Genomic DNA, 21,133 nt, shown 5'->3' with positions numbered 1-21,133 from the left:
CTAAGCGTCTCATAAGAATCGTTTGCCGGATTTCGGTAAAAGCGAACCGAACTTAGGGATAAAATCGTCTGATCCTTAGCTGCGGCAACGGGGCCGCGTTCGAGGGGGGAGCGGTGATGAGTGCTCGACGATCGGCTCGCCCGGTTGACCCGTTCCCCGACCAGTTGCCGCCGAGCGAGACGGTGTCGGTCCGGGCGGCAGACGGCACCCGGCTGCACGTCGAGGTGTTCGGGCCTGCCGACGGTTATCCGATCGTCTTGACGCACGGCATCACCTGCGCCATCCGGGCGTGGGCCTACCAGATCGCCGACCTGTCCAACGACTACCGGGTGATCGCCTTCGATCATCGCGGCCACGGCCGAAGCGGCGTGCCGCGTCCCAAGGCCTACAGTCTCAAACACCTTGCCTCCGATCTGGATTCGGTGCTCGACGCGACCCTGGCGCCACACGAGCGGGCTGTGATCGCCGGTCACTCGATGGGCGGCATCACCATCGCCGCGTGGTCTGAGCGCTACCGCCACAAGGTTCCCCGGCGCGCCGACGCCGTCGCGCTGCTCAACACCACCACCGGAGACCTGATCGGACAGGTGCAACTGCTGCCGGTGCCGTACGGGTTGTCGCCCGCCCGAGTTCTGGCCGGCCGCGCTCTGATCAACGCGTTCGGTGGCTTTCCGGTCCCCGGTGCCGCCCGCATCCCGAGCCAGTACGTGGTGGCGATGCTGGCCACCGGACGAGACGCCGATCCGGGCATCGCCAGGCTCGTTTATGAGCTCTTCGAGAAGACATCACCGGCGGGGCGGGCCGGCTGCGCGAGGGCGCTGGTCACGTCGCTGGGGTCGCGGTATCTCAACCTGGACGGCCTGACCGTGCCGACGCTGGTGATCGGCAGCGAACGCGACCGGCTGACCCCGATCAGCCAGTCGCGCAGGATCGCGCGCACCGCACCCAACCTGATCGAGCTGGTCGAGCTGCCCGGCGGGCACTGCTCGATGCTGGAACAACCGCGCGAGGTGAATCGCCAGTTGCGCGCGCTCGCCGAGATGGCGGTACACAACGCCGCCACCCGGCGGATCAGTTCATAGCAGGGCGGTGATCTCGGCGGCCGCGCGCTGCCCGGAGCGGATCGCCCCGTCGAGGAACCCGGTCCACTCGTCGGCGGTCTCGGTGCCGGCCCAGTGAATCGGTCCGACCGGTTCGCGCAACCACGGCCCGAACCGGGTCCAGGACCCGGGCGGCACCGCCGCGGTCGGGCCGCCGGGCGCGAATTCCTCCACCCCCCACCGATGATCGACATAGTCCAGGGGTTTGAGCGCGTCATCACCGAAAAGCGTTGCGAAGCAACGCAACGCGTCGCGGCGACGCTGGTCGCTGGGTAGCGAGTCGAACGCGCGGGCGTCGACGAAACCCATCAGGATGCCGGGACCGTCCGGGTGCGGACTGACGTCGAAGGTGATGAACACCGGGCCTTCGTCGGACAGCGCCTGCCCGGAGAAACCATTGGTCCGCCAGAAAGGCGTGGAGTAGGCCGCGTACGCCTTGCTGAGCCGGCCCTGCGGCCAATGCCGGGCGAGTTGCTCGTACTCGGCGGGCAGCGGGGGTGTGAACTCGATCGAGGCGCGATGGGCGGGCGGGATGGCGACGATGACGAACCCCGCCTCGGTCTCGCCGACATCGCTCGTGACGGTGACGCCCGCGCCGTGGCGCTCGATTCGGCGCACCGGCGCGTTGAGCACCACCCGGGTGCCCAGTTCGGCGGCCGCGGCCTCGGCGATCTGTTGGGTGCCACCCGGGAAGCGGTCCTGCTGGGCACCGTCCTGGACGTCGAGCAGCCGGTCCAGGCCGCCCGCCGCGTGCGCGTAGCGGGCGGCGTGCAGCATCGACACGTCGTCGGGTTCGCACCCCCAGGTCACCCGCGCCACGATCGCCAGCAGGTCGTGCGAGGAAGCGGTCGCGCGCACCGAGCGCAACCAGCCGCCCAGCGACAGGCCGTCGAGCTCGCGCGCCCGCCGGGCGTCCCACGGCGCCGCGAGCGGGATGCTGCGCGCGATCCTGTCGAACTGCCACCGCAGCCGACCGATGTCCAGCAGCCCGGTCAGCGAAAGCTTGGGGATGGTGCCGTGATACGCGTGCGTCCATCCGCGCCAATGGATGAGGTTCTTGCCGTCGTGGTGCGTCGGGGTGGTGGGGACGTCGAGTTCGGCGGCCATCGCCAGGACCGCGTCCTGGGTCGGCCCGACGAAAGTGCCGCCCAGATCGGCCGGCAATCCGGCGACGCTGCCGGTCAGCGACCGTCCCCCGACGCGGTCACGACCCTCGAAAACCACCACGTCGTGGCCTTGTTGGTACAGCTCACGCGCCGCGGCGAGTCCGGCAAAGCCCGCACCGACCACGACAACGTCGACAATCTGGGGGGGTTTTGACACGCGGTCTAGTGAACCGCATTTCTGCGGTTTTCACGGCGGTTTCTCCAAGCTGACTGCCGGATCGCCCGCCGTTTCGCATCACCGCGATGGCAAACATATGCCGACGTGACGCTGTTAATTACGCTGCCACCACGTGCTTCCCGTAACTTCTGCCACCAGTACGGCCAGTGCGGCGCCGGTCGCCGGCACCAAGCCCGACCTGCGAACAGTGGCCCTGGGCAGCATGATCGGCACCACCATCGAGTGGTATGACTTCTACCTGTACGCGACCGCGTCGGCGCTGGTCTTCAAACCGCTTTTCTTCCCGAACATCTCACCGACCGCGGGGACATTGGCGTCGTTCGCCACCTATGCCGCTGGATTCGGCGCCCGGCCGCTGGGCGCGGTGCTATCCGGGCACTTCGGCGACCGGTTGGGCCGCAAAACGGTTCTGGTGGGCGCGTTGGTGGTGATGGGGTTGGTCACCACCGCGATCGGAGTGCTGCCGACCTACGCCGAGGCAGGGCTGCTGGCGCCCACCCTGCTGGCGTCGCTGCGCGTGCTGCAGGGTCTCGCCGTGGGCGCCGAATGGGGTGGCGCCGCGGTGCTCTCGGTGGAGCACGCGCCGCCTGATCGTCGCGGATTGTTCGGCAGCTTCACGCAGCTGGGCTCACCCGCCGGCATGCTGCTGGCGACCTCGGTGTTCTTTCTCGCGCGCAGGGCCACCGGGCCCACCGCCTTCCTGGCCTACGGCTGGCGAATCCCGTTCCTGCTCAGCGTTTTTCTGGTCGGAATTGGCCTGTTCGTCCGGCTAAGGCTGACCGACGCCGAAATCTTCGACCGGGTCAAGGCGCGCGGCGAGCTGGCCCGGCTGCCGATAGTCGAAGTGCTGCGCACCGATTCGCGCAACGTTGCGATCACCACCGGGTTGCGGCTCTCGCAGATCGGGCTTTTCGTGTTGCTGACGACGTATTCGCTTACCTATCTGCAGGATTCGTTCGGCAAGGGCAGCTCCGTGGGTTTGATCGCGGTGCTGGTCTCGTCGGCCCTCGGTTTCCTCAGCACACCGGGCTGGGCGCTGTTGTCGGACAGGGTGGGGCGGCGGCCACTGTATCTGTTCGGTGCGGTGGCCGGAGTCGTTGCCCTGGTGTTGTTCTTCGTGGCCGCCGGCAGCGGGTCGGCGCTGTGGGTGGTGCTGTCAATCGTGTTCGGCATCAACATCGTTCATGACGCCATGTACGGTCCCCAGGCGGCCTGGTTTGCCGAACTCTTCGACACCCGGGTGCGCTACAGCGGCGCCTCGCTCGGCTATCAGATCGGCGCGGTGCTCTCGGGCGGGTTCGCGCCGTTGATCGCCGCCTCGTTATTGGTGGTCGGTGGCGGCCGGCCGTGGCTGATCGTGGGCTACTTCGCGGTGCTGGCGGCGATCACCGCCGTCGCCGCGTACGCGGCGGACGAGACGCGTGAGGAGTACCTCGGATGAGCGCACCACGCAGGATCTTTCTCAACGCCTTCGACATGGCTTGCGTCGGGCATCAGTCCGCGGGGCTGTGGCGCCACCCCGACGACCAGGGCCATCGCTACCGGGAACTGGGCTACTGGACCGAGTTGGCCCGCATCCTGGAGGCCGGCGGGTTCGACGCGCTGTTCCTCGCCGACGTGCTCGGGGTGTACGACGTGTACGGGGCGTCGCGCGACGCGGCGGTCGCCGACGCCGCCCAGTTCCCGGTCAACGATCCGACCGCCGCGGTCTCGGCGATGGCGGCGGTCACCGAGAGCCTCGGCTTCGGGATCACGTTGTCGCTGACCTACGAGCAGCCGTACGCGCTGGCACGCAGGCTCTCGACGTTGGACCACCTGACCGGAGGCCGGGTGGCATGGAATATCGTCACGTCCTATTTAGACAGTGCCGCAAGGAATTTGGGGCTGGACGCCCAGATCCCGCACGACCAGCGTTACGAAATCGCCGACGAGTACCTCGAGGTCTGCTACAAGCTGTGGGAGGGCTCGTGGGAGGCCGACGCCGTGGTGCGCGACGCGGAGCGCGGCGTGTTCACCGACCCGGCCAAGGTGCACGACATCGAGCACAAGGGCCGCTACTTCGCGGTGCCCGGCCCGTTCCTGTGCGAGCCGTCGCCGCAACGCACCCCGGTGCTGTTCCAGGCCGGGGCGTCACCGCGGGGGGTCCGGTTCGCGGCGGCGCACGCTGAGGCGGTCTTCGTCTCGGGGCCGACGCCGCGGATCGTGTCCGGTCCGGTGCGGGCGCTGCGCGCGGCCGCCGCCGAGTTGGGCCGCGACCCCCGTTCCATCAAGGTGTTCACCATGGTGACCCCGGTGGTCGGCGAGACGCACGACGAGGCCGTCGCATCGGGGCGGCCTCCGGGGGGGTGCGCACCCCCCGGGGCGGCGCTCCCCTTGTGGGGGGGCTCCCCGGGGGCCCCCGGGCCGGTGGCCCCCCCCGACGAACCGCTGACGTACGTCGAGACCGACGCCAACCGCTCGGCGCTGGCGTCGTTCACCACCGCGGCGCCCGAGCGGGCCTGGACCGTGCGGGAGTTGGCCGACGAGATCGGCATCGGCGGCCGCGGCCCGGTGCTGGTGGGCTCGCCGCCCGAGGTGGCCGACGAACTCGAACGGTGGGTCGACGAGGCCGACGTCGACGGGTTCAACCTGGCCTACGTGACGACCCCGGGCACCTTTGTCGATTTCGCGAAATTCGTTGCGCCCGAGCTGCGTCGGCGGGGACGCGTGCCCAAGGAGCCGCCGCGCTCGACGTTGCGCGAAAGGCTGGGCGCCGTCGGCGCGCTGCTGCCGGCCGACCACCCCGGCGCGAGGTACCGCCGCTGAACTACGGCGCGATCGTCAGCCAGTCCTTGAACCCGGACGGGTCGTGCCGGCCCAGCGCGCCGTGCTCGTAGAGGCCCCAGCCCTCGACCGGCTCGCCGTCGCCGTCGCGGCAGAGCGCGCGGCCGACATGGTCGATCACACCGAACCCCGCCCGGCCGATGATGGCGGGGTCGGTCATGTCGTAGGTCAGGCGCTCGGCGAACTTCTCGCCCTTCCACATGCCGTGGATCCAGTCGGAGTCGCCGCCGTAGCCGCCGCCGACGTGAATGGGCACCGGCAGCTTGGACTCGACGTCGAAGCGCACCGGCGTGCCGTCGGGGGAGGTGGCGTCGATCGTCGCGCCGGTCGGTATGCGGGTGCCGGAGCGGTAGTGGATCTTGACCCGCGGCCAGCCCAACTGCTCGACGCGGCCGTCGCGCCAGATCCGGGAGCAGTCGTTGAGCGAGCGGAACCCGTCGGGCTCCTCCTGGATGATCATCACGATCGCGAAATCGTCGAAGGCCATGGGCACGTACAGCCACCACATGCCCTCGAAGGGCGGGTCGGCGGGGCGTCCCGCGGGCTCGGCCTCGCCGATCGGACGGATTCCCCACGACCGGTCGCGGCTGCCCAGCCAGGTGTTGGGATCGACGGTGATCTCCTCGCCGTCGATGACGAGATGTCCGCTCCAGCTGCCCAGCTGCGCAAAACGCTGTGCGTCCAGCGTCACCCGGTTACCCGCCCGCAGGATGTGCGGCTGTTCCTGGACGACGTCGAACAGCCCTTTCCAGGTGAGATCGGCTGCGATGCCTTCAGTTTCGTCGAGGACGATCCGCAGCTGGCGCAGCGGTTCGATGACCTCGACGCGATAGCCGTTGACGTGCTGGTTGAGCCGATCCTGGTCGATGGCGTCCGAGACGTGCACGGCGGTCTGGGTGTCGCCGCGCCGGACGAGCAGGAACGCATCCTTGACCCCGAGGTTGGGGTAGTACCCGATGCCGCTGATCACAAAGATGTTCCCGGTGCGGTCGTGGGCGTTGAAGTAGGAGCGGTCGTAGAAGTTGCGGTCCGAGGAGCCCGGCCACGCGATCGGTTGGGGAATCTGATGTACCGGGAACTCGTCGAGCGGTCCGAGCATTACTGGTCCTCTCCGATAAGACTTTCTCCGATAAGGCGCCGCATCAATCCGGCGTGGTAGAACAGCGATTCGACATCGTCGGGCTTTTCGGTCTCGCCGAAGTGCACCCGACGGGCGCCGGTGCGCATGAAGACGCAGGCCCACATCACGCCCGAGTACACGTAAAACCAGTGCAGGTCACCGACTTCGACGCCGGCCAGCCGCGCATAGGTGGCCCGCACATCCTCCTCGCGCATCACCCCGGGCAGTCCTGGCAGGGTCGCCAGGCCCGCGAGTTCTTGAAAGACCATGTGCGCGAATATCATCCACGCCACGTCGAGCTCGCGCGGCCCCAATGTCACCATTTCCCAGTCCAGCACCGCCACCGGACGGAAGTCGTTGTACAGCACGTTGCCGATCCGGGCGTCGCCCCACAGCAGCACCGGCTCGGCGGCGGCCGCCTCGGCCGGCCAGTTGGCTTCCAGCCAGTCGAAAGTGCGCTCCAGCAGCGGCGACCGCCCGATGTCGGGCACCGCGAAGTCATACCAGGACCGCACCCAGTTGAAGTGCTTGCGCAGCGCGGTGTCCCCGTGCTGTCCCTCGGTGAGGAAACCAAAGGTGTTCTGCGCGTTGGGAATCGAGTGCAAAGTGGCCAGCACTGCGACGGTGGCGTCCTGCAGTTCGCGTTGCCGCTCGGCGGGCGCGTCGGCGAACCAGTTGCCGCCGAACGTGTACGGCATGACGTCGGGTGGCACCTCACCGGCGACGTAGTCCATCACGAAGAACGGTGTGCCCAGAACGTCGCCGGTGTTCTCCAGCCAGCGCACCCGGGGCACGGGCACATCGGTCAGCTCGGCGACTTTGCGGATGACGTCGAATTGGTGGTCGAGCCGGTAGGTCGGGAAGACCTGCACGTCCTCGGCGGCCGGCGCAACCCGGGTCACCAGTTTCTGCTCAATCGGCTCGCCGTCCTGTTGCCAGCGTGCGGTCAGGATGATGGTTTCCGACGACATGCCCGTCGAGTCAACGCCGCTCTCCACGGTCACCTCGGGTTTTGCGGCGTCCGGCAGTACGGTGGAGAGCCAGCGTGACATCACCGTCGGCAACGTCGTCACGTCACGGCTGGAGCGCTGGAGCCGGTCGACGTTGTCGACCGCGGGTTCTGTTGCCATAAGGTGCCTCCTTCGTTGAGGCAATTACGATACGGTAGGTAGCGTTATGAAAGCAGACCCGTCCGGCCTTGACAAGGCCTCCGGCGCCGGCCGCCCGCGCGATCCGCGTATCGACTCCGCGATCCTATCGGCGACCGCGGAACTGCTTGTCCAAACGGGCTATTCCAACATCAGTTTGGCGGCGGTTGCCGAGCGCGCCGGCACCACGAAATCGGCGTTGTACCGGCGGTGGTCGAGCAAGGCCGAGCTGGTGCATGAGGCGGCCTTCCCGACCGCGCCGACCGCGCTGGAGTCGCCGGCCGGGGACATCGCCGCGGACATGCGGATGATGATCGAGGCCACCCGCGATGTGTTCACCACCCCGGTGGTGCGTGCCGCGCTGCCCGGTCTGGTCGCCGACATGACTGCCGATCCGGCGCTCAATGCGCGGGTGATGGCGCGGTTCGTGGACCTGTTCACGGCGGTGCGGGTGCGGCTGCGCGAGGCGGTCGACCGCGGCGAAGCCCATCCCGATGTCGATCCGGACCGCTTGATCGAGTTGATTGGGGGAGCGACGATGCTGCGGATGCTGCTGCGTCCGGAAGAAGAGCTCGACGATGCGTGGGTGGAGCAGACCACGGCCATCGTCGTGCATGGGGTGCGGCGATGACGGGGCGGCTTGCGGGCCGGGCTGCGATCGTCACCGGCGCCAGCCGCGGCCTGGGCCGCGCGATCGCGCTGGCATTGGCGGCCGAGGGCGCGGCGGTGGCGGTTGCCGGGCGTACCGAAGAAGTGTGGGACGACCGGTTGCCCGGGACCATCGGCGAGACGGTCGCCGACATCGAGGCGGTGGGCGGGCGTGCCGTTGCGGTGCGCGCCGACCTGACCGACCGCGATCAGATCGCCCGGCTGGTGGATTCGGCGCGAGAGGCATTGGGCCCCATCGGGATTCTGATCAACAATGCCGCATTCACCGCTCCGGGGCGGCCGCCGACGCTCGGTGCGCAACCGGGCGACCACGCCGCCAAGGGTGGCGGTAAAGCGGCGGGTGCCGCCGGCGCCAAAACGGGCGCCGCCAAGCAAGCGGGTGCGGCCAAACCCGGCTGGCCGGGGTTCGTCAGCACGCCGCTGCACGCGTATCGCCGGCATTTCGATATTGCGGTGTTCGCGGCGTACGAACTGATGCAGATGGTGTGCCCCGACATGATCGAGGCCGGTGGCGGCTCGATCATCAACATCACCTCGGTCGCGTCGCGACTGCCGGGCGATGGCCCGTACGCCGAGCGCGGCGGCGGGGTGCTGCCCGGCTACGGCGGATCCAAGGCCGCGCTCGAGCACCTGACCCAGTGCGCGGCCTACGATCTCACCGACCACAACATCGCGGTCAATGCGCTGTCGCCGTCCAAAGCCATTCTCACGCCCGGGCTCTCGTACTATGCCCGCAACTTTGATGAGACCGCATCGGCGGACGAATTCGCCCGCGCCGCAGTCGAGTTGGTCCTGGCCGATCCAACCAAGGTCACCGGGCGCACCATCGGTCACCTTCAGGTTCTCGACGGCAGCTTCCGGCCCTTCGTGGTGGACTAGACCGGCGCGGTCGCCGTCACCGCGTTGATGATCACGGCGTGCACCCTGTGCCATTGCAGGGACCGAAATCCCGCCTGCGTCAGCAGACGGTCGGCGCGGCCCGGGGTGCGGGCTTTGCTGCGCCGGCTACCGGCCAGCGTTGGCACCAGCCACCGCGACAGCTGATCGACCAGCACCAGCCGCCCGCCGGGTCGCAGCACTCGAGCGCACTCGATCAGGCCCGCTTGCTGATCGGACCAGTGGTCGAAAGACGTTGTGCTCACGATCAGGTCGAAGGTGTGGTCGGGGTAGCCGAGCTGCTCCGCGACCCCGTGCGTGAAGGCCAACCGGTCGTCGCGCGCGAACGATCGCGCGACCTCGACCATCTGCGGTGCGGCGTCGATCCCGGCCAGCCGCTTCGCGTCCGGGTAGCTGTCGGCCAGCACGTGCAGCAAATAACCGGTGCCACAACCCACATCGAGGATGGCGTCGGCGGACGGCACCGTCCGCACGGCCAGTTCGGCGGTACGGTCGGAGATCGTGTGATGCAGCCGGCCACGCCAGCCGGCGTCATAGCCGGTCGCGCGGTCGTTGAATGCGCCGACGTCGCGATAGGGCGGCACCCGCTGAGTGTCCCACGGCCGCGGCTGTTCAACGAGTCCCAGATATTCGGTTGTGGTGACGTGATGGGGGTGAGCGAGGGCCGACGACTGGCGCCGCAACTTCGGCGAGGTCATTCGGCATGAGGCGGGTCACCGAAAGCGCGATACATCAGGCCCCGATTGATGCGGTCCTGGACTTCCAGGCGTTCGGCGAGGTCAACCCGACAGGCGTTGCCGACCATCTCCGACGGGGTCTGACGTAGTACCTCATGGGCCGCATCGATCGCGTCGAGTGCGGAGCAGATGCGCTCCCGCGCCCGTTCGGCGCGCATGAAAGTGCCCACCCAGCCCACGCTATAGAACGAATGTTCGGTTTCAAGTGGGCATCGGCGAGTTGTGGATGAACTGCCGACTGTGGGTAACCAGGATCGGCGGTCCTGGCCCTAGGGTGGCCTGACGTGCAAGTATGAGAAAAGCCAGTGCCGCAACAACCAATCGAGTGGTGTGCCAATGCCTGGTATGGACAAGCCAACAGGGCGAGTAGTTGCCCTGATCATTCTGCTGCTCGTGGTCGCTGCCGCCCTGCGCGGCTACCTCCCCGCTCGCCACGATGCGATGCGCAGCGAGTCGGGCGGACGGGCGGCGCTGACGTTCGTCGTAGCGATTCTCGCGGTGGCGCTGGCGCTGATCGCCGTCGCAGTGGTCGCGCGGTTGCGCGACCCCCGCGCTCCCGCGCCGACGGCGGGTGGCCTGTCCGAAATGCTCGGCACCGGTAGGGGGCGACCGAGCTGGCGCGTGTTGTTGATCGGGATCGCCGTGATCGCGGCCTGGCTGCTCATCGCGATGCTGCTGGCCCGGCTTTCGGGCCACGGCGTAGCTCCCGCCCCGGCACCGCCCGATGGCGGCGCGGCGGCGTCCACGCACCCGCCCGCCCAGCCGCCGCCGCAGCAGCACCCGCATCGTCCTCGCGACGGCTCCCAGAACCTGCTCGGGGTCCTGCTGGCCTGCACCGTCGCCATGTTGGTGATGTTCGTCGCCGGGACGGTCGCCTCGGCACGGCGGCGCTGGCGTCCGCCGACTCCCGGCGACGCCGACGAGCCGGCGCAATCCCCGGCGCCCGCGCCGCGCTCGGAGTCGCTGGCGCGAGCCGCGGAACGTGGGCTGGCCGAGATGACAGACCTGAGCCGCGAACCCCGAGAGGCGATCATCGCCTGCTATGCCGCGATGGAACGCGAACTCGCACAGGTTCCCGGCGCGGTTCCCCAGGAGTTCGACACCCCGACCGAAGTGTTGGCCCGCGCGGTCGAACACCATGCGCTGCACGCCGACAACGCCGTCCAATTGGTGAACCTGTTCGCCGAGGCGCGCTTCAGCCCCCACGTGATGAACGAGGGCCACCGCGACATCGCGGTGGGCGTGCTTCGGCTGGTCCTCGACGAGCTGGGCTCCCGGAGCGCCGCATGAAAAAGACTATGTCCCTGGGTGTTTGCCTCATCATCGGCATAGAACTGCTGGCCCTGACGCAGCACGATCGACGGTGGGTGCTGGCGGCCGCCGGTGTCGGACTGGCCGTGGTGTTGCTCAGCCTTCGCCGAGCCCTGGCGCACGGGTTCGATGCGGACGCGGAGACGGGCGCCGACGAACTCGGGGATTCGTTGCGCCGCTGGCTTTCCACCACCGAGACGACGATCCGGTGGTCGGAGGCCACCCGGGCCGACTGGGACCGGCATCTGCGCCCAATGCTCGCGCGTCGCTACGAGATGACAACCGGCCAAAGACAATCCAAAGACCCCGCCGCCTTTCACGCGACCGGGCGCATGCTCTTCGGCGCGGAACTGTGGGAATGGGTCAACCCCAACAACGTCATGCGCCACGGCGACCGCGAACCCGGTCCGGGTCGTGCGGCGCTGGAAGAGATTCTGCTGAAACTCGAGCAGGTATGACAGGAGGCGCGATCCCAACATGACGCTGCCGGCCGCAACCACGACCGCACACTGCGAAGCGATTCTCGACGAAATAGAACGCGTGGTGGTGGGAAAGCGCTCCGCGCTGCGGCTTATCCTCACCACGGTCCTTGCACGCGGCCACATCCTGATCGAAGACCTGCCCGGCCTGGGCAAGACGCTCATCGCGAGATCCTTTGCCGCCGCGCTGGGGCTGCAATTCACCCGGGTCCAGTTCACGCCCGATCTGTTGCCGGCCGACCTGCTCGGCTCGACGATCTACGACATGCAGTCCGGCCGCTTCGCGTTCCGGCCCGGCCCCATCTTCACCAACTTGCTGCTGGCCGACGAAATCAATCGCACGCCGCCGAAAACCCAGGCGGCGCTGCTGGAGGCGATGGCCGAAGGCCAGGTCAGCATCGACGGCGAAACGCACCAGCTGCCAAAGCCTTTCATCGTCCTGGCCACCGACAATCCGATCGAGTACGAGGGCACGTATCCGCTGCCCGAGGCGCAACTCGATCGATTCGCGATCCGGCTGGAATTGCGGTATCTCAGCGAGCAGGATGAGACCTCGATGCTGCGCCGCCGTCTCGAGCGCGGCTCGGCCGAACCGGCGGTCAACCAGGTGGTGGACGCGCACGACCTGCTGGCCATGCGCGAATCGGTCGAGCAGGTGACGGTGCACGAAGACGTCCTGCACTACGTGGTGTCGCTGGCCAATGCGACACGACACCATCCCCAGGTGGCGGTGGGCGCCAGCCCGCGCGCCGAACTCGATCTGGTGCAACTCGCCCGCGCCCGCGCGTTGCTGCTCAGCCGCGACTACGTCATCCCCGAGGATGTGAAGGCGCTCGCCATCGCGGCGGTCTCGCACCGAATCACCTTGCGACCGGAAATGTGGGTGCGAAAGATCCAAGGCGCCGACGTGATCGCAGAGTTGCTGCACCGCCTGCCGGTGCCGCGCACCGGCGCCGGCGCCGGAGACACCGGATGAGCCCGGCGTGACGTCGAGCGTTACAGCCGAATTCCGCTGGCGTGCATCGGGATTGACGCGGGCGATCGCCACCTGCGCGGGGTTCGCGATGGCCGCCGCCGTGATCGGCGCCCGGTGGCAGCTGATCGCCTTCGCCGCCCCACTGCTCGGCGTGTTGTGCTCGATCAGCTGGCAGCGGCCCGTCCCGACGGTCCATGTGCACGGCGAGCCTGACGCGCAGCGTTGCTTCGAAACCGAAGAGGCACATGTCAGGGTATGGGCGACGCAAGAAGGGGTTTCGGCCGTCCAGGTCACCATTCCGGATATCGCGGGCATGGACCTCGAGATCCCCGAATCCGATGCGGGCCAGGAGAAGACCATCACGGCGACCGCGCGGCGCTGGGGCCGGTATGCCATCGGTGCCCGCGTCGACGTCGTCGCCCGCGGCGGGCTGCTCACCGGAACGGCCACCGTCGGGGCCGCCGAGGTCATCGTGTTTCCGTTGACGCCGCCGCAGCCGACGCCCATCCCGCAGACCGAACTGCTCGACCGGTTGGGCGCCCACCTGACCCGCCATATCGGGCCCGGGGTGGAATACGCCGACATCCGCCCCTACGTGCCCGGCGACCAACTGCGCGCGGTGAATTGGCCGGTGAGCGCGCGCCGCGGCCAACTGCATGTGACGCAGCGGTTGACCGACCGCGCCGCCGACGTCGTCGTCTTGATCGACGGGTATCGCCAGCCCGCGGGTCCGGCGACCGAGGCCACCGAGCGGGTCGTGCGCGGGGCCGCGCAGGTGGTGCAAACCGCGTTGCGCCATGGCGATAGGGCCGGCATCGTCGCTCTCGGGGGCAACCACCCGCGCTGGCTGGGTGCGGACATCGGGCAGCGCCAGTTCTATCGGGTGCTCGACACCGTCCTGAACGCCGGCGACCGATTCGAACACACCACGGGCACGCTGGCGCCGCGCGCGGCGGTTCCCGCCGGCGCGATCGTCATCGCGTTCTCCACCCTGCTCGACACCGAATTCGCCTTGGCCCTCATCAATCTGCGCAAGCGCGGTCATGTCGTGCTGGCGGTCGACATCCTGGACAGTTCGCCGTTCGAAGACGAACAGGATCCCTTGGTGGATCGGATGTGGGCGCTGCAGCGCTCCGCGATGTACCGCGACATGGCCACCATCGGCGTCGACATCGTGTCGTGGCGGGGCGACAGCGGCCTGGAGCAGTCGATGGGGGTGTTGCCGGATCGCCGCCGGCGGGTGCGGGGGAGGCTGCGTGGGTAGCGCCGGTACGGCGGCGCCGGCGCGGGTGTGGGCGCCGGCATTCGCGACGTGTTTCGGCCTGCTGATGGTGGGGCTGGCGGCCGACGGTTGGCGGGGCCCCGCGGTGGCCGCCTGGGTGGCGGGGCTGATCGCGGTCGCGGTGGGCACCGTACTCCGGCGCGCCGCAACGGTCGCCGTGCTGCTGGCGGCGATCACCGTGACGCTGACCGACCCGCCGCTGATCTTCGTCGCGCTGTCCGGACTGTGCGCCGCCGCCTACCTGGTGTGCCGACACGCGGTCGGCGCGGCGGCCCCGGTGGTGCTGGACAGCTGGCCGACGGCCGTTGGCGCCGTGGGGTTTACGTGCGCCGGACTGGTTGCGACGTCGTTTCCCTTGCAGCTGCCGTGGTTGCCGTTGGTGGCCCCGGTGGGAGCATTGGTGATCTACTTGCTGGCCATCCGGCCGTTCATGGGCTGACCACCGGCGCCGGAGGAAACGCAGGGGCACTGGTGCACTCCGGAGGTACTAAAAGCTGAATCTCAGGATGCGCGCGGACCGTGCGGTCGACTTGCTCCACCCCGCCATCCGTGTCGAGATTCGCAACCACGTCGGAAATAGGTCCACCTCGGGCACACTCGTCAGGCTGGTCTCCTCAACCAGCTTGAGTTTGGGGTTCCAGCGTTCCGGCGTGTGGGGGTCGTTGTAACCCTCGAACGCACGGAGCTGGTTTACCTTCTTGAACATCTGCTGCGGGAAGAGCTTTGAGATCCACACGCCGATCACCATGCGTCCGTAGTCGTTGAACGCCAGTTGTCCGGCGGGGAAGTGGTCGGTGATCGCGCGCATCACCGCGATGATCTGCTCCTTGTCGAGGAAGGGGAACAATCCGTCGGCGACGACGATGGCGGGGCGGTTCGCCGGGATCTCCGATATCCAGTCAGGGTCGGTCACGGAGATTCCGATGGTGTGTTCGTGAGGACCCGGTGGCATCACTTTGTCGCGCAGGGCAGCCAGCCCGGGCAGCTCGACGCTGTACCAGTCGACGGTGTCCGGCGGATCGACACGGGCGTACCCGTCGTCTAGCCCAGCGCCCAGATCGACCACCACGGCATCGGCGTATTGGGCGGTGAATGCACGCACACGGTCGTCGAGAAGTTTTGCGCGCAAGGATGTTTGACAAACCACGGGCGTCACGAGTCCTAGGCCGTCGAAGTCGTAGTCGATCTTTTTCACGGCATCGGCGGCACCTGGGTCGGGCAGGATGGGGCGTGCCCATCCGTTGTTGATCGCGCGGGCCTTCAAAGTCAAAAATGCGGTCTCTTCCTCGGTGGTGATGGCGCTTGTGTCAAAACCCATATCCGTGCCTCCTTGAAAACCGGTTGTCCTCGACTATACAGATGTGTAGTTTATCGTCCAATCGTGTAGTCTGTGGCGATGACCACGACGGATCCCGACGATCTCACTGCCCGCGCCCGTATTAGGCATGCAGCGCTGCGCGAGTTCGGCGAAAAGGGATACGAACGGGCGACTATCCGCAGCATTGCCGCGGCGGCGGGGGTGTCGTCCGGGCTGCTGCGGCACCACTTCGGTTCCAAGCAGGAGCTTCGTCAAGCGTGCGACGACTACCTCGTCAAAACCATGCGCGACCTGAACGCCCAGGTGCAGGACAACGCCAAACGCGGTGACGTGCACTACGTTTCAGCCCGTATTCCTCTTGGGCAATACCAGGAATACATCACCCGCGCCCTGGTGGAGGGCGGCGCCGGTGAACTGTTCGACGCACTGGTGTCGATGACCGAGGAATGGCTTGCCTCTGCCGATGAACATCGTGCCGAGCCCGCAGATGTCGACGCCAAGTCGCGTGCCACGCTCATCACCGCAATGGCTCTTGCGGTGCCGTTGCTCCACGATCACATATCGCGCTGCTTGGGCGTGGACATCAACACCGCGGAGGGCGATCTGCGGGTCGCGGCCACCTTGGTCGACCTCTATTCGAATCCGCTGTTGACGCCCGAACAGGCAAAGTCTGCGCGCGACGACCTCGCGCGCAGAACTGGGTAGCAGGCGAGCGCTTGCAGCCGTCAGCGAGAAACACGGTTCTGCGAATTCGGCAGGCTTCCTCAGTGCAGCAGCTGGGCGGCCTGGTCGGCGAGATCGAGCAGCGGCTGCGGGAAGATGCCGAGCACGACGGTGACCGCGGCACACGCCGCGATGGCGGCCTTGCTCAAGATGCCCGGCGCCACCACCAGCGGGGTGTCCTCGGTCGCCTCGGTGAAGAACATCGACACGATCACCCGCACGTAGAAGTAGGCGGCGACCCCACTGGCGACCACACCGACGATCACCAGCGGCGCGGCGCCGCCCTGGGCGGCGGCCTTGAAGACGGCGAGCTTGCTGACGAATCCACTCGTTAGGGGGATACCGGCGAACGCCAACAAGAACATCGAAAACATCACGCCCACAATGGGTGAGCGCTGACCCAGCCCCGCCCAGTGGGAGAGCGTCGCGTCCTCGACCCCGTCGGGGTCGCGGATCAGGCCGACGATGGCGAACGCGCCGACGGTGCTGAAGCTGTAGGCCAGCAGATAGAACAGCGTGGCGGACAGGCCCGTGTGGTTGTCCGCGATGACGCCGGTGAGGATGAACCCGACGTGGGCGACCGACGAGTAGGCCAGCATGCGTTTGACGTCGGTCTGATTCACCGCGGTGATGGTGCCGACCGCCATGGTCAGGATGGAGATGGTCCACAGCACCGGGCGCCACTGATCGTGCAGCGGCGGCAGGGCCACGTAGATAACACGAAGCAGCGCACCGAAAGCCGCAACCTTGGTGGCCGCCGCCATGAACCCGGTGATGGGGGTGGGCGCGCCCTGGTACACATCCGGAATCCACGAGTGGAACGGAACGGCGCCGACCTTGAACAGCAGGCCGACCGACAGCAGCGCGACCCCGACCAGCGCCATCGAGGTGTCCCCCCGCGCGGCAAGCGCATCGCGGATACCGGTCAGCAGCAGCGTGCCGGTCGCGCCGTAGAGCAGGGCGACACCGTACAGGAAGAATGCCGACGAAAATGCGCCCAGCAGAAAGTACTTCATCGCCGCTTCCTGGGAGAGCAGGCGGCGGTGACGAGCCAGGCCGCACATCAGGTACAGCGGCAGCGACAACACTTCCAGCGCGACGAACATGGTCAACAGGTCATTGGACGCGGGAAAGACCATCATGCCGCCGACCGACAGCAGCGCCAGCGGGAACAACTCCGTCTGGGCGGCCCCGGCCCGCTCGGCCTCGCGCTCGGCGTCGCTGTCGGGCACCGCCGATGCCTGCGGCGTAAAGGAGTCCAGGCCGCCCGAGCCGGCCGTGCCGACTCCCACGGACACCCTGTTGTCCGCCCTGGCCTGCGTGCGTTCGGCGATGAACACGACCGCCATCACCGCGACCAGCAGCACGGTGCCCTGCAGATACAGCGTCGGGCGGTCGATGGCCATGGCGCCTAACACCGCGACGCGGCCCGAGCTTTGGATCGAGCGGCTCACGGCGACGACCGCGACGAACGCCGCGATCAATCCGCCAAGCGAGAGCGTCACCTGTGCGGTGTAGCGAATTCGCCTGGGCAGGAATGCCTCTGCGAGGACACACACCACCGCGACGCCGAACACGATGAGCGTCGGGCTCAGCAGGAAGTACTGGATGCTCGGGGTAGGGAGGGTCATCGCGGTCCTTCGGCGGTCCGGTGTAGGTCGGCCGGTCTGGGTGTTCCCACCGGGACGGTCGGCTTGGGGTCATGCTGGCCGATGGTGGTCATGGTGTTCTCGACGGCGGGATTGATGATGTCGAGCACCGGCTTTGGATAAATGCCGAGCACCAGCAGCAGCGCGACCAGCGGTGCGACGACGATCAATTCGCGTGCGCGCAGATCCCCGATCTTCTCGTTGCCGGTGAGCACCGGCCCGGTCATCACCCTCTGGTACAGCCACAACATGTAGACCGCCGAGAGCACCAACGCGGTGACCCCGAACGCGGCGGCCAGCCAGTACCGGTTGAAAGTGCCCAGCAGGACCAGGAATTCGCTGATGAACGGCGCCAGCCCCGGCAGCGACAGCGTGGCCATGGCCGAAACCAGGAAGGTGCCGGCCAGTATGGGCGCCACCTTCTGCACGCCGCCGTAGTCGGCGATCGACCGGCTGCCGTGCCGCGATATCAGGAATCCGGCGATCAGGAATACCGCGGCGGTGGACAGCCCGTGGTTGAGCATGTACAGCGTCGACCCGCTCTGCCCCTGACTGGTCATCACGAAGATGCCCAGGATGATGAACCCGAAGTGCGAGATCGAGGTGTAGGCGATCAGCCGCATGATGTCGGTCTGGCCGATGGCAACGATCGCGCCGTAGACCACCCCGATGACCGCCAGCACGACGATCAGCGGGCGGAAATACGTTGAGGCGCCGGGGAACAGCTGCAAGCAGTAGCGCAGCATGCCGAAGGTGCCGACCTTGTCCATGACCGCCATCATCAGCACCGCGGTCGCCGGGGTGGCCTCGACGGCGGCGTCGGGCAGCCAGCGGTGGAACGGCCAGAGCGGGGCCTTGATCGCGAACGCGAACATGAAGCCTCCGAACAGCGCCTTGAACACCGCCGAGTCGGCGCCGTAGCGGCCCGAGGCGACGCCGGCGACGATCTCGCGGAAGTCGAAGGTGCCCGAACCGTGCTCCGAGGTCACCACATACAGGCCGATCACCGCGGCGAGCATGATCAGACCGCCGAACAGGTTGTACAACAAGAACTTCACGGCCGCGCGCGACCTGCCAGGCCCGCCGCCGAAACCCCCGATCAGGAAGTACATCGGGATGAGCATGGCCTCGAAGAAGACGTAGAACAGCAGCACGTCAAGGGCGACGACCGAGATCAGCACCATGGATTCGATGGCGAGCGTCAGGGCGATGTAGGCGTGGACGCTCCGGGTGCCCTCGCCCCCACCTGACGATCGCAAGCGCGGCGAAGCCGGGCACAGCGGGTCGTCAGCATCCCCGTCGTTCCAGCCGGCCACCTGCAGCACCGGAATCAACACCGCGGTCAGCAGCACCAGCACCACCGCGATGCCGTCGACGCCGAGGGTGTAGCCGGCGCCGAACGCCGGGATCCACTGGTGGCTTTCGACGAATTGGTAAGGCGCGCCGCCGGTCTTGAACCCGAGGGTGACGACGACCGCCACCGCCAGGGTGGCGACGCCGAAGACCAGGCCGGTCCACTTGGCGAGCTGGCGGAGCCCGGGCGGCATCACAATGATCAGCACGGAGCCGGCCAGCGGCACCAGCCACAGCACGCTCAGCCATGGAACGCTATTCACCAGCGCCGCTCCTTTTCATCGCTTGGGACCGCATCTCGCCGCCGCGAATCACCACAGCCTCACCGCCAGGATCAGCGCGATCACCAGGACCGCGCCCGTGAGCATCGACAGCGCGTAGTTGCGGGCGAAGCCGGTTTGCAGCCCCCGCAGCCGGTTTGACGTCGAACTCACCAGCGCCGCAAGCGCGTTGACCGAGCCGTCGACACCCGCGTTGTCGACGTCGACGAGCGCCTGGGTCAGCTGCGCGCCCGGGCGCATGAAGACCTCTTCGTTGAAGGCGTCGCCGTAGAAGTCCTTACGCACCGCCGTCGTCAGCGCCGACACGGACAGCGGAGCCACCCGGGGGATCGGAGCCTTCGCGTACAACCGGTAGGCCACCGCGATGCCGATGACCACGACACCCAGCGCCAGCGCGGAGCTGACCCAGACAGGGAACGCGCGGGTGGCTTCCTCGTGCTTTCCGACGACGGGTTCGAGCCAGCTTTGCAGGGTGCCGCCTACCGCCAGCAGGCCACCGGAGAACACCGAGCCGACGGCGAGCAGAATCATCGGCCACGTCATCAGGGCGGGTGCCTCGTGCGGGTGGGCGCCGGGGCCCCAGCGCTTCTTGCCAAAGAACGTCATCAGCATCACCCGCGTCATGTAGAAGGCGGTGACGCCGGCGCCCAGCAGCGCGGCGCCACCCAGCAGGTAGCCCCGGATGCCACCCGAGGCCAGCGCCGCCTCGATGATGGCGTCCTTGGAGAAGTAGCCCGCGAAGGGCGGCACGCCGATGATCGCGAGGTAACCCAGACCGAAGGTGACGAACGTGATGGGCAGCGCCGCACGCAAACCGCCGTAGCGGCGCATGTCCTGTTCTTCGTGCATCGCGTGAATCACCGCGCCGGAGCCGAGGAACAACCCGGCCTTGAAGAAGCCGTGGGTGAGCAGATGCATGATCGCGAAGGCGTAGCCGGCCGGGCCGAGGCCCGCCGCCAGCACCATGTAGCCGATCTGGCTCATCGTCGACGCCGCCAGCGCCCGCTTGATGTCGTCCTTGGCGCAGCCGATGAACGCCCCGAGCAACAACGTGACCGCGCCCACGATGACCACGGCCAGCCGGGCGTCGGGGGACAGGTTGTACAACGGATTCGATCGCACGATCAGATACACGCCGGCCGTCACCATGGTGGCGGCGTGGATCAGCGCGGACACCGGGGTGGGGCCCTCCATGGCGTCACCCAGCCATGCCTGCAGCGGGACCTGGGCGGACTTGGCGCAGGCGCCCAGCAGTAACAGCAATCCCATGGCGGTCAGCGCACCGTGCCCGGCGGCGGGCGCGCCGGCGAACACCCCGGCGTACGACAGGGTGCCGAAAGTGCTGAACATCGAGAACATTCCCAGTGCCAGCCCGGCGTCGCCGACCCGGTTCATCACGAACGCCTTCTTGGCCGCGGTGGCCGCCGTGGGCTTGTGGTACCAGAACCCGATCAGCAGGTAGGACGCCAGGCCGACACCCTCCCAGCCGACGTAGAGCACCACGTAGTTGTCGGCGACGACCAGCAGCAGCATCGACGCCAGGAACAGATTGAGGTAGCCGAAAAACCTGCGGCGGTCCGGGTCTTCGGCCATGTAGGCGACCGAATAGATGTGGATCAGCGACCCGACGCCGGAGATCAGCAGCACGAAACACACCGACAGTTGGTCGATTTGCAGCCCGAGGTCGACCTGGAGCTGGCCGACCGGGATCCAGCTGAACACCCTCTGGTGGATGACGCGGTCGTCGGCCGCGCGGCCGAGCAGCTCCGAGAGCAGGCTCAGGCCCACCCCGAACGCCGCGAGGGCTGTGGCGCAGCCCAGCCAATGCCCCCACCGGTAGGTGCGTCGCCCGCCGAACAGCAGGATTGCGGCGCCCGCCAAGGGCAGCGCGACCAGCAGCGCAGTGTATTGAGTCATGTTGGC

Annotated in this window: 20 protein-coding genes; 11 read left to right on the top strand and 9 right to left on the bottom strand. The window is 67.8% G+C overall.

The features are described from left to right. Positions 1-116: 116 nt before the first annotated feature. Positions 117-1,082 (top strand): alpha/beta fold hydrolase, encoded by a 966-nt coding sequence (locus tag ACYQ8K_RS03880; RefSeq protein ID WP_459967061.1) that lies wholly within the window; start codon positions 117-119, stop codon positions 1,080-1,082. Here ACYQ8K_RS03880 and ACYQ8K_RS03875 read toward each other — a convergent pair. Then, the gene (locus tag ACYQ8K_RS03875; RefSeq protein WP_459967062.1) at positions 1,077-2,423 is read right to left on the bottom strand and encodes a flavin monoamine oxidase family protein; all 1,347 of its coding nucleotides are present in this window, start codon (positions 2,421-2,423) and stop codon (positions 1,077-1,079) included. The genes ACYQ8K_RS03880 and ACYQ8K_RS03875 overlap by 6 nt on opposite strands. 223 nt (positions 2,424-2,646) lie before the next feature. On the opposite strand from ACYQ8K_RS03875, the gene ACYQ8K_RS03870 reads away from it, so the two are divergent. Both ACYQ8K_RS03870 and ACYQ8K_RS03865 read left to right on the top strand, forming a co-directional pair. Beyond that, positions 2,647-3,885, top strand: a complete 1,239-nt coding sequence (locus ACYQ8K_RS03870; protein ID WP_459967101.1) for an MFS transporter — start codon at positions 2,647-2,649, stop codon at positions 3,883-3,885. Next, a complete protein-coding gene (locus tag ACYQ8K_RS03865) occupies positions 3,882-5,249 on the top strand; it encodes an LLM class flavin-dependent oxidoreductase (RefSeq protein WP_459967063.1) in 1,368 nt (455 codons plus the stop codon). The genes ACYQ8K_RS03870 and ACYQ8K_RS03865 overlap by 4 nt, the downstream gene beginning before the upstream one ends. A 1-nt stretch (position 5,250) precedes the next feature. Here ACYQ8K_RS03865 and ACYQ8K_RS03860 read toward each other — a convergent pair whose 3' ends face one another. Together ACYQ8K_RS03860 and ACYQ8K_RS03855 are read right to left on the bottom strand one after the other, a co-directional pair. Beyond that, positions 5,251-6,366: a hypothetical protein gene (locus tag ACYQ8K_RS03860; protein WP_459967064.1), complete on the bottom strand. Its 1,116-nt coding sequence runs from the start codon at positions 6,364-6,366 to the stop codon at positions 5,251-5,253. Next, on the bottom strand, positions 6,366-7,517 hold the full coding sequence (locus tag ACYQ8K_RS03855) for a phosphotransferase family protein (RefSeq protein WP_459967065.1): 1,152 nt from the start codon (positions 7,515-7,517) through the stop codon (positions 6,366-6,368). Before ACYQ8K_RS03855 ends, ACYQ8K_RS03860 begins: the two co-directional genes overlap by 1 nt. Before the next feature lie 46 nt (positions 7,518-7,563). Between ACYQ8K_RS03855 and ACYQ8K_RS03850 the strand changes: the two genes are divergently transcribed. Together ACYQ8K_RS03850 and ACYQ8K_RS03845 are read left to right on the top strand one after the other, a co-directional pair. Next, positions 7,564-8,166, top strand: coding sequence for a TetR/AcrR family transcriptional regulator (locus tag ACYQ8K_RS03850; RefSeq protein WP_007772914.1), 603 nt, complete (start codon positions 7,564-7,566; stop codon positions 8,164-8,166). Continuing rightward, positions 8,163-9,083: an SDR family NAD(P)-dependent oxidoreductase gene (locus ACYQ8K_RS03845; protein WP_459967067.1), complete on the top strand. Its 921-nt coding sequence runs from the start codon at positions 8,163-8,165 to the stop codon at positions 9,081-9,083. The genes ACYQ8K_RS03850 and ACYQ8K_RS03845 overlap by 4 nt, the downstream gene beginning before the upstream one ends. Here the strand turns inward: ACYQ8K_RS03845 and ACYQ8K_RS03840 are convergent. Continuing rightward, on the bottom strand, positions 9,080-9,799 hold the full coding sequence (locus ACYQ8K_RS03840) for a class I SAM-dependent methyltransferase (protein WP_459967068.1): 720 nt from the start codon (positions 9,797-9,799) through the stop codon (positions 9,080-9,082). The genes ACYQ8K_RS03845 and ACYQ8K_RS03840 overlap by 4 nt on opposite strands. After that, on the bottom strand, positions 9,796-10,008 hold the full coding sequence (locus ACYQ8K_RS03835) for a hypothetical protein (RefSeq protein WP_459967069.1): 213 nt from the start codon (positions 10,006-10,008) through the stop codon (positions 9,796-9,798). Before ACYQ8K_RS03835 ends, ACYQ8K_RS03840 begins: the two co-directional genes overlap by 4 nt. A 166-nt stretch (positions 10,009-10,174) precedes the next feature. On the opposite strand from ACYQ8K_RS03835, the gene ACYQ8K_RS03830 reads away from it, so the two are divergent. The 5 genes from ACYQ8K_RS03830 to ACYQ8K_RS03810 all read left to right on the top strand — a co-directional run bounded on the left by ACYQ8K_RS03830 (position 10,175) and on the right by ACYQ8K_RS03810 (position 14,325). Beyond that, positions 10,175-11,128 (top strand): DUF4129 domain-containing protein, encoded by a 954-nt coding sequence (locus ACYQ8K_RS03830; protein WP_459967071.1) that lies wholly within the window; start codon positions 10,175-10,177, stop codon positions 11,126-11,128. Then, complete coding sequence (locus ACYQ8K_RS03825) at positions 11,125-11,607, top strand: hypothetical protein (RefSeq protein ID WP_459967073.1); 483 nt, start codon at positions 11,125-11,127, stop codon at positions 11,605-11,607. The genes ACYQ8K_RS03830 and ACYQ8K_RS03825 overlap by 4 nt, the downstream gene beginning before the upstream one ends. A 19-nt stretch (positions 11,608-11,626) precedes the next feature. Further along, a complete protein-coding gene (locus ACYQ8K_RS03820) occupies positions 11,627-12,604 on the top strand; it encodes an AAA family ATPase (protein WP_459967074.1) in 978 nt (325 codons plus the stop codon). Positions 12,605-12,692: 88 nt separating this feature from the next. Next, the gene (locus ACYQ8K_RS03815; RefSeq protein WP_459967103.1) at positions 12,693-13,868 is read left to right on the top strand and encodes a DUF58 domain-containing protein; all 1,176 of its coding nucleotides are present in this window, start codon (positions 12,693-12,695) and stop codon (positions 13,866-13,868) included. A 64-nt stretch (positions 13,869-13,932) separates the two neighbouring features. Beyond that, the gene (locus tag ACYQ8K_RS03810) at positions 13,933-14,325 is read left to right on the top strand and encodes a hypothetical protein (protein WP_459967104.1); all 393 of its coding nucleotides are present in this window, start codon (positions 13,933-13,935) and stop codon (positions 14,323-14,325) included. 48 nt (positions 14,326-14,373) lie between these two features. Here ACYQ8K_RS03810 and ACYQ8K_RS03805 read toward each other — a convergent pair whose 3' ends face one another. Continuing rightward, positions 14,374-15,204 carry a class I SAM-dependent methyltransferase gene (locus tag ACYQ8K_RS03805; RefSeq protein WP_459967076.1) on the bottom strand — a complete coding sequence of 277 codons (831 nt, stop codon included), beginning with the start codon at positions 15,202-15,204 and terminating at the stop codon, positions 14,374-14,376. A gap of 78 nt (positions 15,205-15,282) precedes the next feature. Between ACYQ8K_RS03805 and ACYQ8K_RS03800 the strand changes: the two genes are divergently transcribed. Further along, positions 15,283-15,909 (top strand): TetR/AcrR family transcriptional regulator, encoded by a 627-nt coding sequence (locus ACYQ8K_RS03800; RefSeq protein ID WP_459967077.1) that lies wholly within the window; start codon positions 15,283-15,285, stop codon positions 15,907-15,909. Between the two features lie 59 nt (positions 15,910-15,968). Here ACYQ8K_RS03800 and nuoN read toward each other — a convergent pair whose 3' ends face one another. Genes nuoN through nuoL form a run of 3 tightly spaced genes read right to left on the bottom strand, consistent with a single transcriptional unit; the run spans position 15,969 to position 21,127 of the window. Further along, the gene (gene nuoN / locus ACYQ8K_RS03795; protein WP_459967078.1) at positions 15,969-17,558 is read right to left on the bottom strand and encodes an NADH-quinone oxidoreductase subunit NuoN; all 1,590 of its coding nucleotides are present in this window, start codon (positions 17,556-17,558) and stop codon (positions 15,969-15,971) included. Next, the gene (locus ACYQ8K_RS03790; RefSeq protein WP_459967079.1) at positions 17,555-19,192 is read right to left on the bottom strand and encodes an NADH-quinone oxidoreductase subunit M; all 1,638 of its coding nucleotides are present in this window, start codon (positions 19,190-19,192) and stop codon (positions 17,555-17,557) included. The genes nuoN and ACYQ8K_RS03790 overlap by 4 nt, the downstream gene beginning before the upstream one ends. Before the next feature lie 48 nt (positions 19,193-19,240). Further along, a complete protein-coding gene (nuoL, locus tag ACYQ8K_RS03785; protein ID WP_459967081.1) occupies positions 19,241-21,127 on the bottom strand; it encodes an NADH-quinone oxidoreductase subunit L in 1,887 nt (628 codons plus the stop codon). Between the last annotated feature and the right edge of the window lie 6 nt (positions 21,128-21,133).

The organism is Mycobacterium sp. MUNTM1 (genome assembly GCF_054660795.1).
This window is presented reverse-complemented; position numbering and strand designations above follow the sequence as displayed.

Bases quoted from the DNA above. Each gene is read 5' to 3' on its own strand.
- ACYQ8K_RS03860 (WP_459967064.1), bottom strand. From the start codon at position 6,366: ATGCTCGGACCGCTCGACGAGTTCCCGGTACATCAGATTCCCCAACCG.
- ACYQ8K_RS03825 (WP_459967073.1), top strand. From the start codon at position 11,125: ATGAAAAAGACTATGTCCCTGGGTGTTTGCCTCATCATCGGCATAGAA.
- nuoN (WP_459967078.1), bottom strand. From the start codon at position 17,558: ATGACCCTCCCTACCCCGAGCATCCAGTACTTCCTGCTGAGCCCGACG.
- ACYQ8K_RS03865 (WP_459967063.1), top strand. From the start codon at position 3,882: ATGAGCGCACCACGCAGGATCTTTCTCAACGCCTTCGACATGGCTTGC.
- ACYQ8K_RS03810 (WP_459967104.1), top strand. From the start codon at position 13,933: ATGGTGGGGCTGGCGGCCGACGGTTGGCGGGGCCCCGCGGTGGCCGCC.
- ACYQ8K_RS03880 (WP_459967061.1), top strand. From the start codon at position 117: ATGAGTGCTCGACGATCGGCTCGCCCGGTTGACCCGTTCCCCGACCAG.
- ACYQ8K_RS03820 (WP_459967074.1), top strand. From the start codon at position 11,627: ATGACGCTGCCGGCCGCAACCACGACCGCACACTGCGAAGCGATTCTC.
- ACYQ8K_RS03870 (WP_459967101.1), top strand. From the start codon at position 2,647: ATGATCGGCACCACCATCGAGTGGTATGACTTCTACCTGTACGCGACC.
- ACYQ8K_RS03805 (WP_459967076.1), bottom strand. From the start codon at position 15,204: ATGGGTTTTGACACAAGCGCCATCACCACCGAGGAAGAGACCGCATTT.
- ACYQ8K_RS03855 (WP_459967065.1), bottom strand. From the start codon at position 7,517: ATGGCAACAGAACCCGCGGTCGACAACGTCGACCGGCTCCAGCGCTCC.
- ACYQ8K_RS03830 (WP_459967071.1), top strand. From the start codon at position 10,175: ATGCCTGGTATGGACAAGCCAACAGGGCGAGTAGTTGCCCTGATCATT.
- ACYQ8K_RS03815 (WP_459967103.1), top strand. From the start codon at position 12,693: ATGGCCGCCGCCGTGATCGGCGCCCGGTGGCAGCTGATCGCCTTCGCC.
- ACYQ8K_RS03850 (WP_007772914.1), top strand. From the start codon at position 7,564: ATGAAAGCAGACCCGTCCGGCCTTGACAAGGCCTCCGGCGCCGGCCGC.
- ACYQ8K_RS03840 (WP_459967068.1), bottom strand. From the start codon at position 9,799: ATGACCTCGCCGAAGTTGCGGCGCCAGTCGTCGGCCCTCGCTCACCCC.
- ACYQ8K_RS03845 (WP_459967067.1), top strand. From the start codon at position 8,163: ATGACGGGGCGGCTTGCGGGCCGGGCTGCGATCGTCACCGGCGCCAGC.
- nuoL (WP_459967081.1), bottom strand. From the start codon at position 21,127: ATGACTCAATACACTGCGCTGCTGGTCGCGCTGCCCTTGGCGGGCGCC.
- ACYQ8K_RS03800 (WP_459967077.1), top strand. From the start codon at position 15,283: ATGACCACGACGGATCCCGACGATCTCACTGCCCGCGCCCGTATTAGG.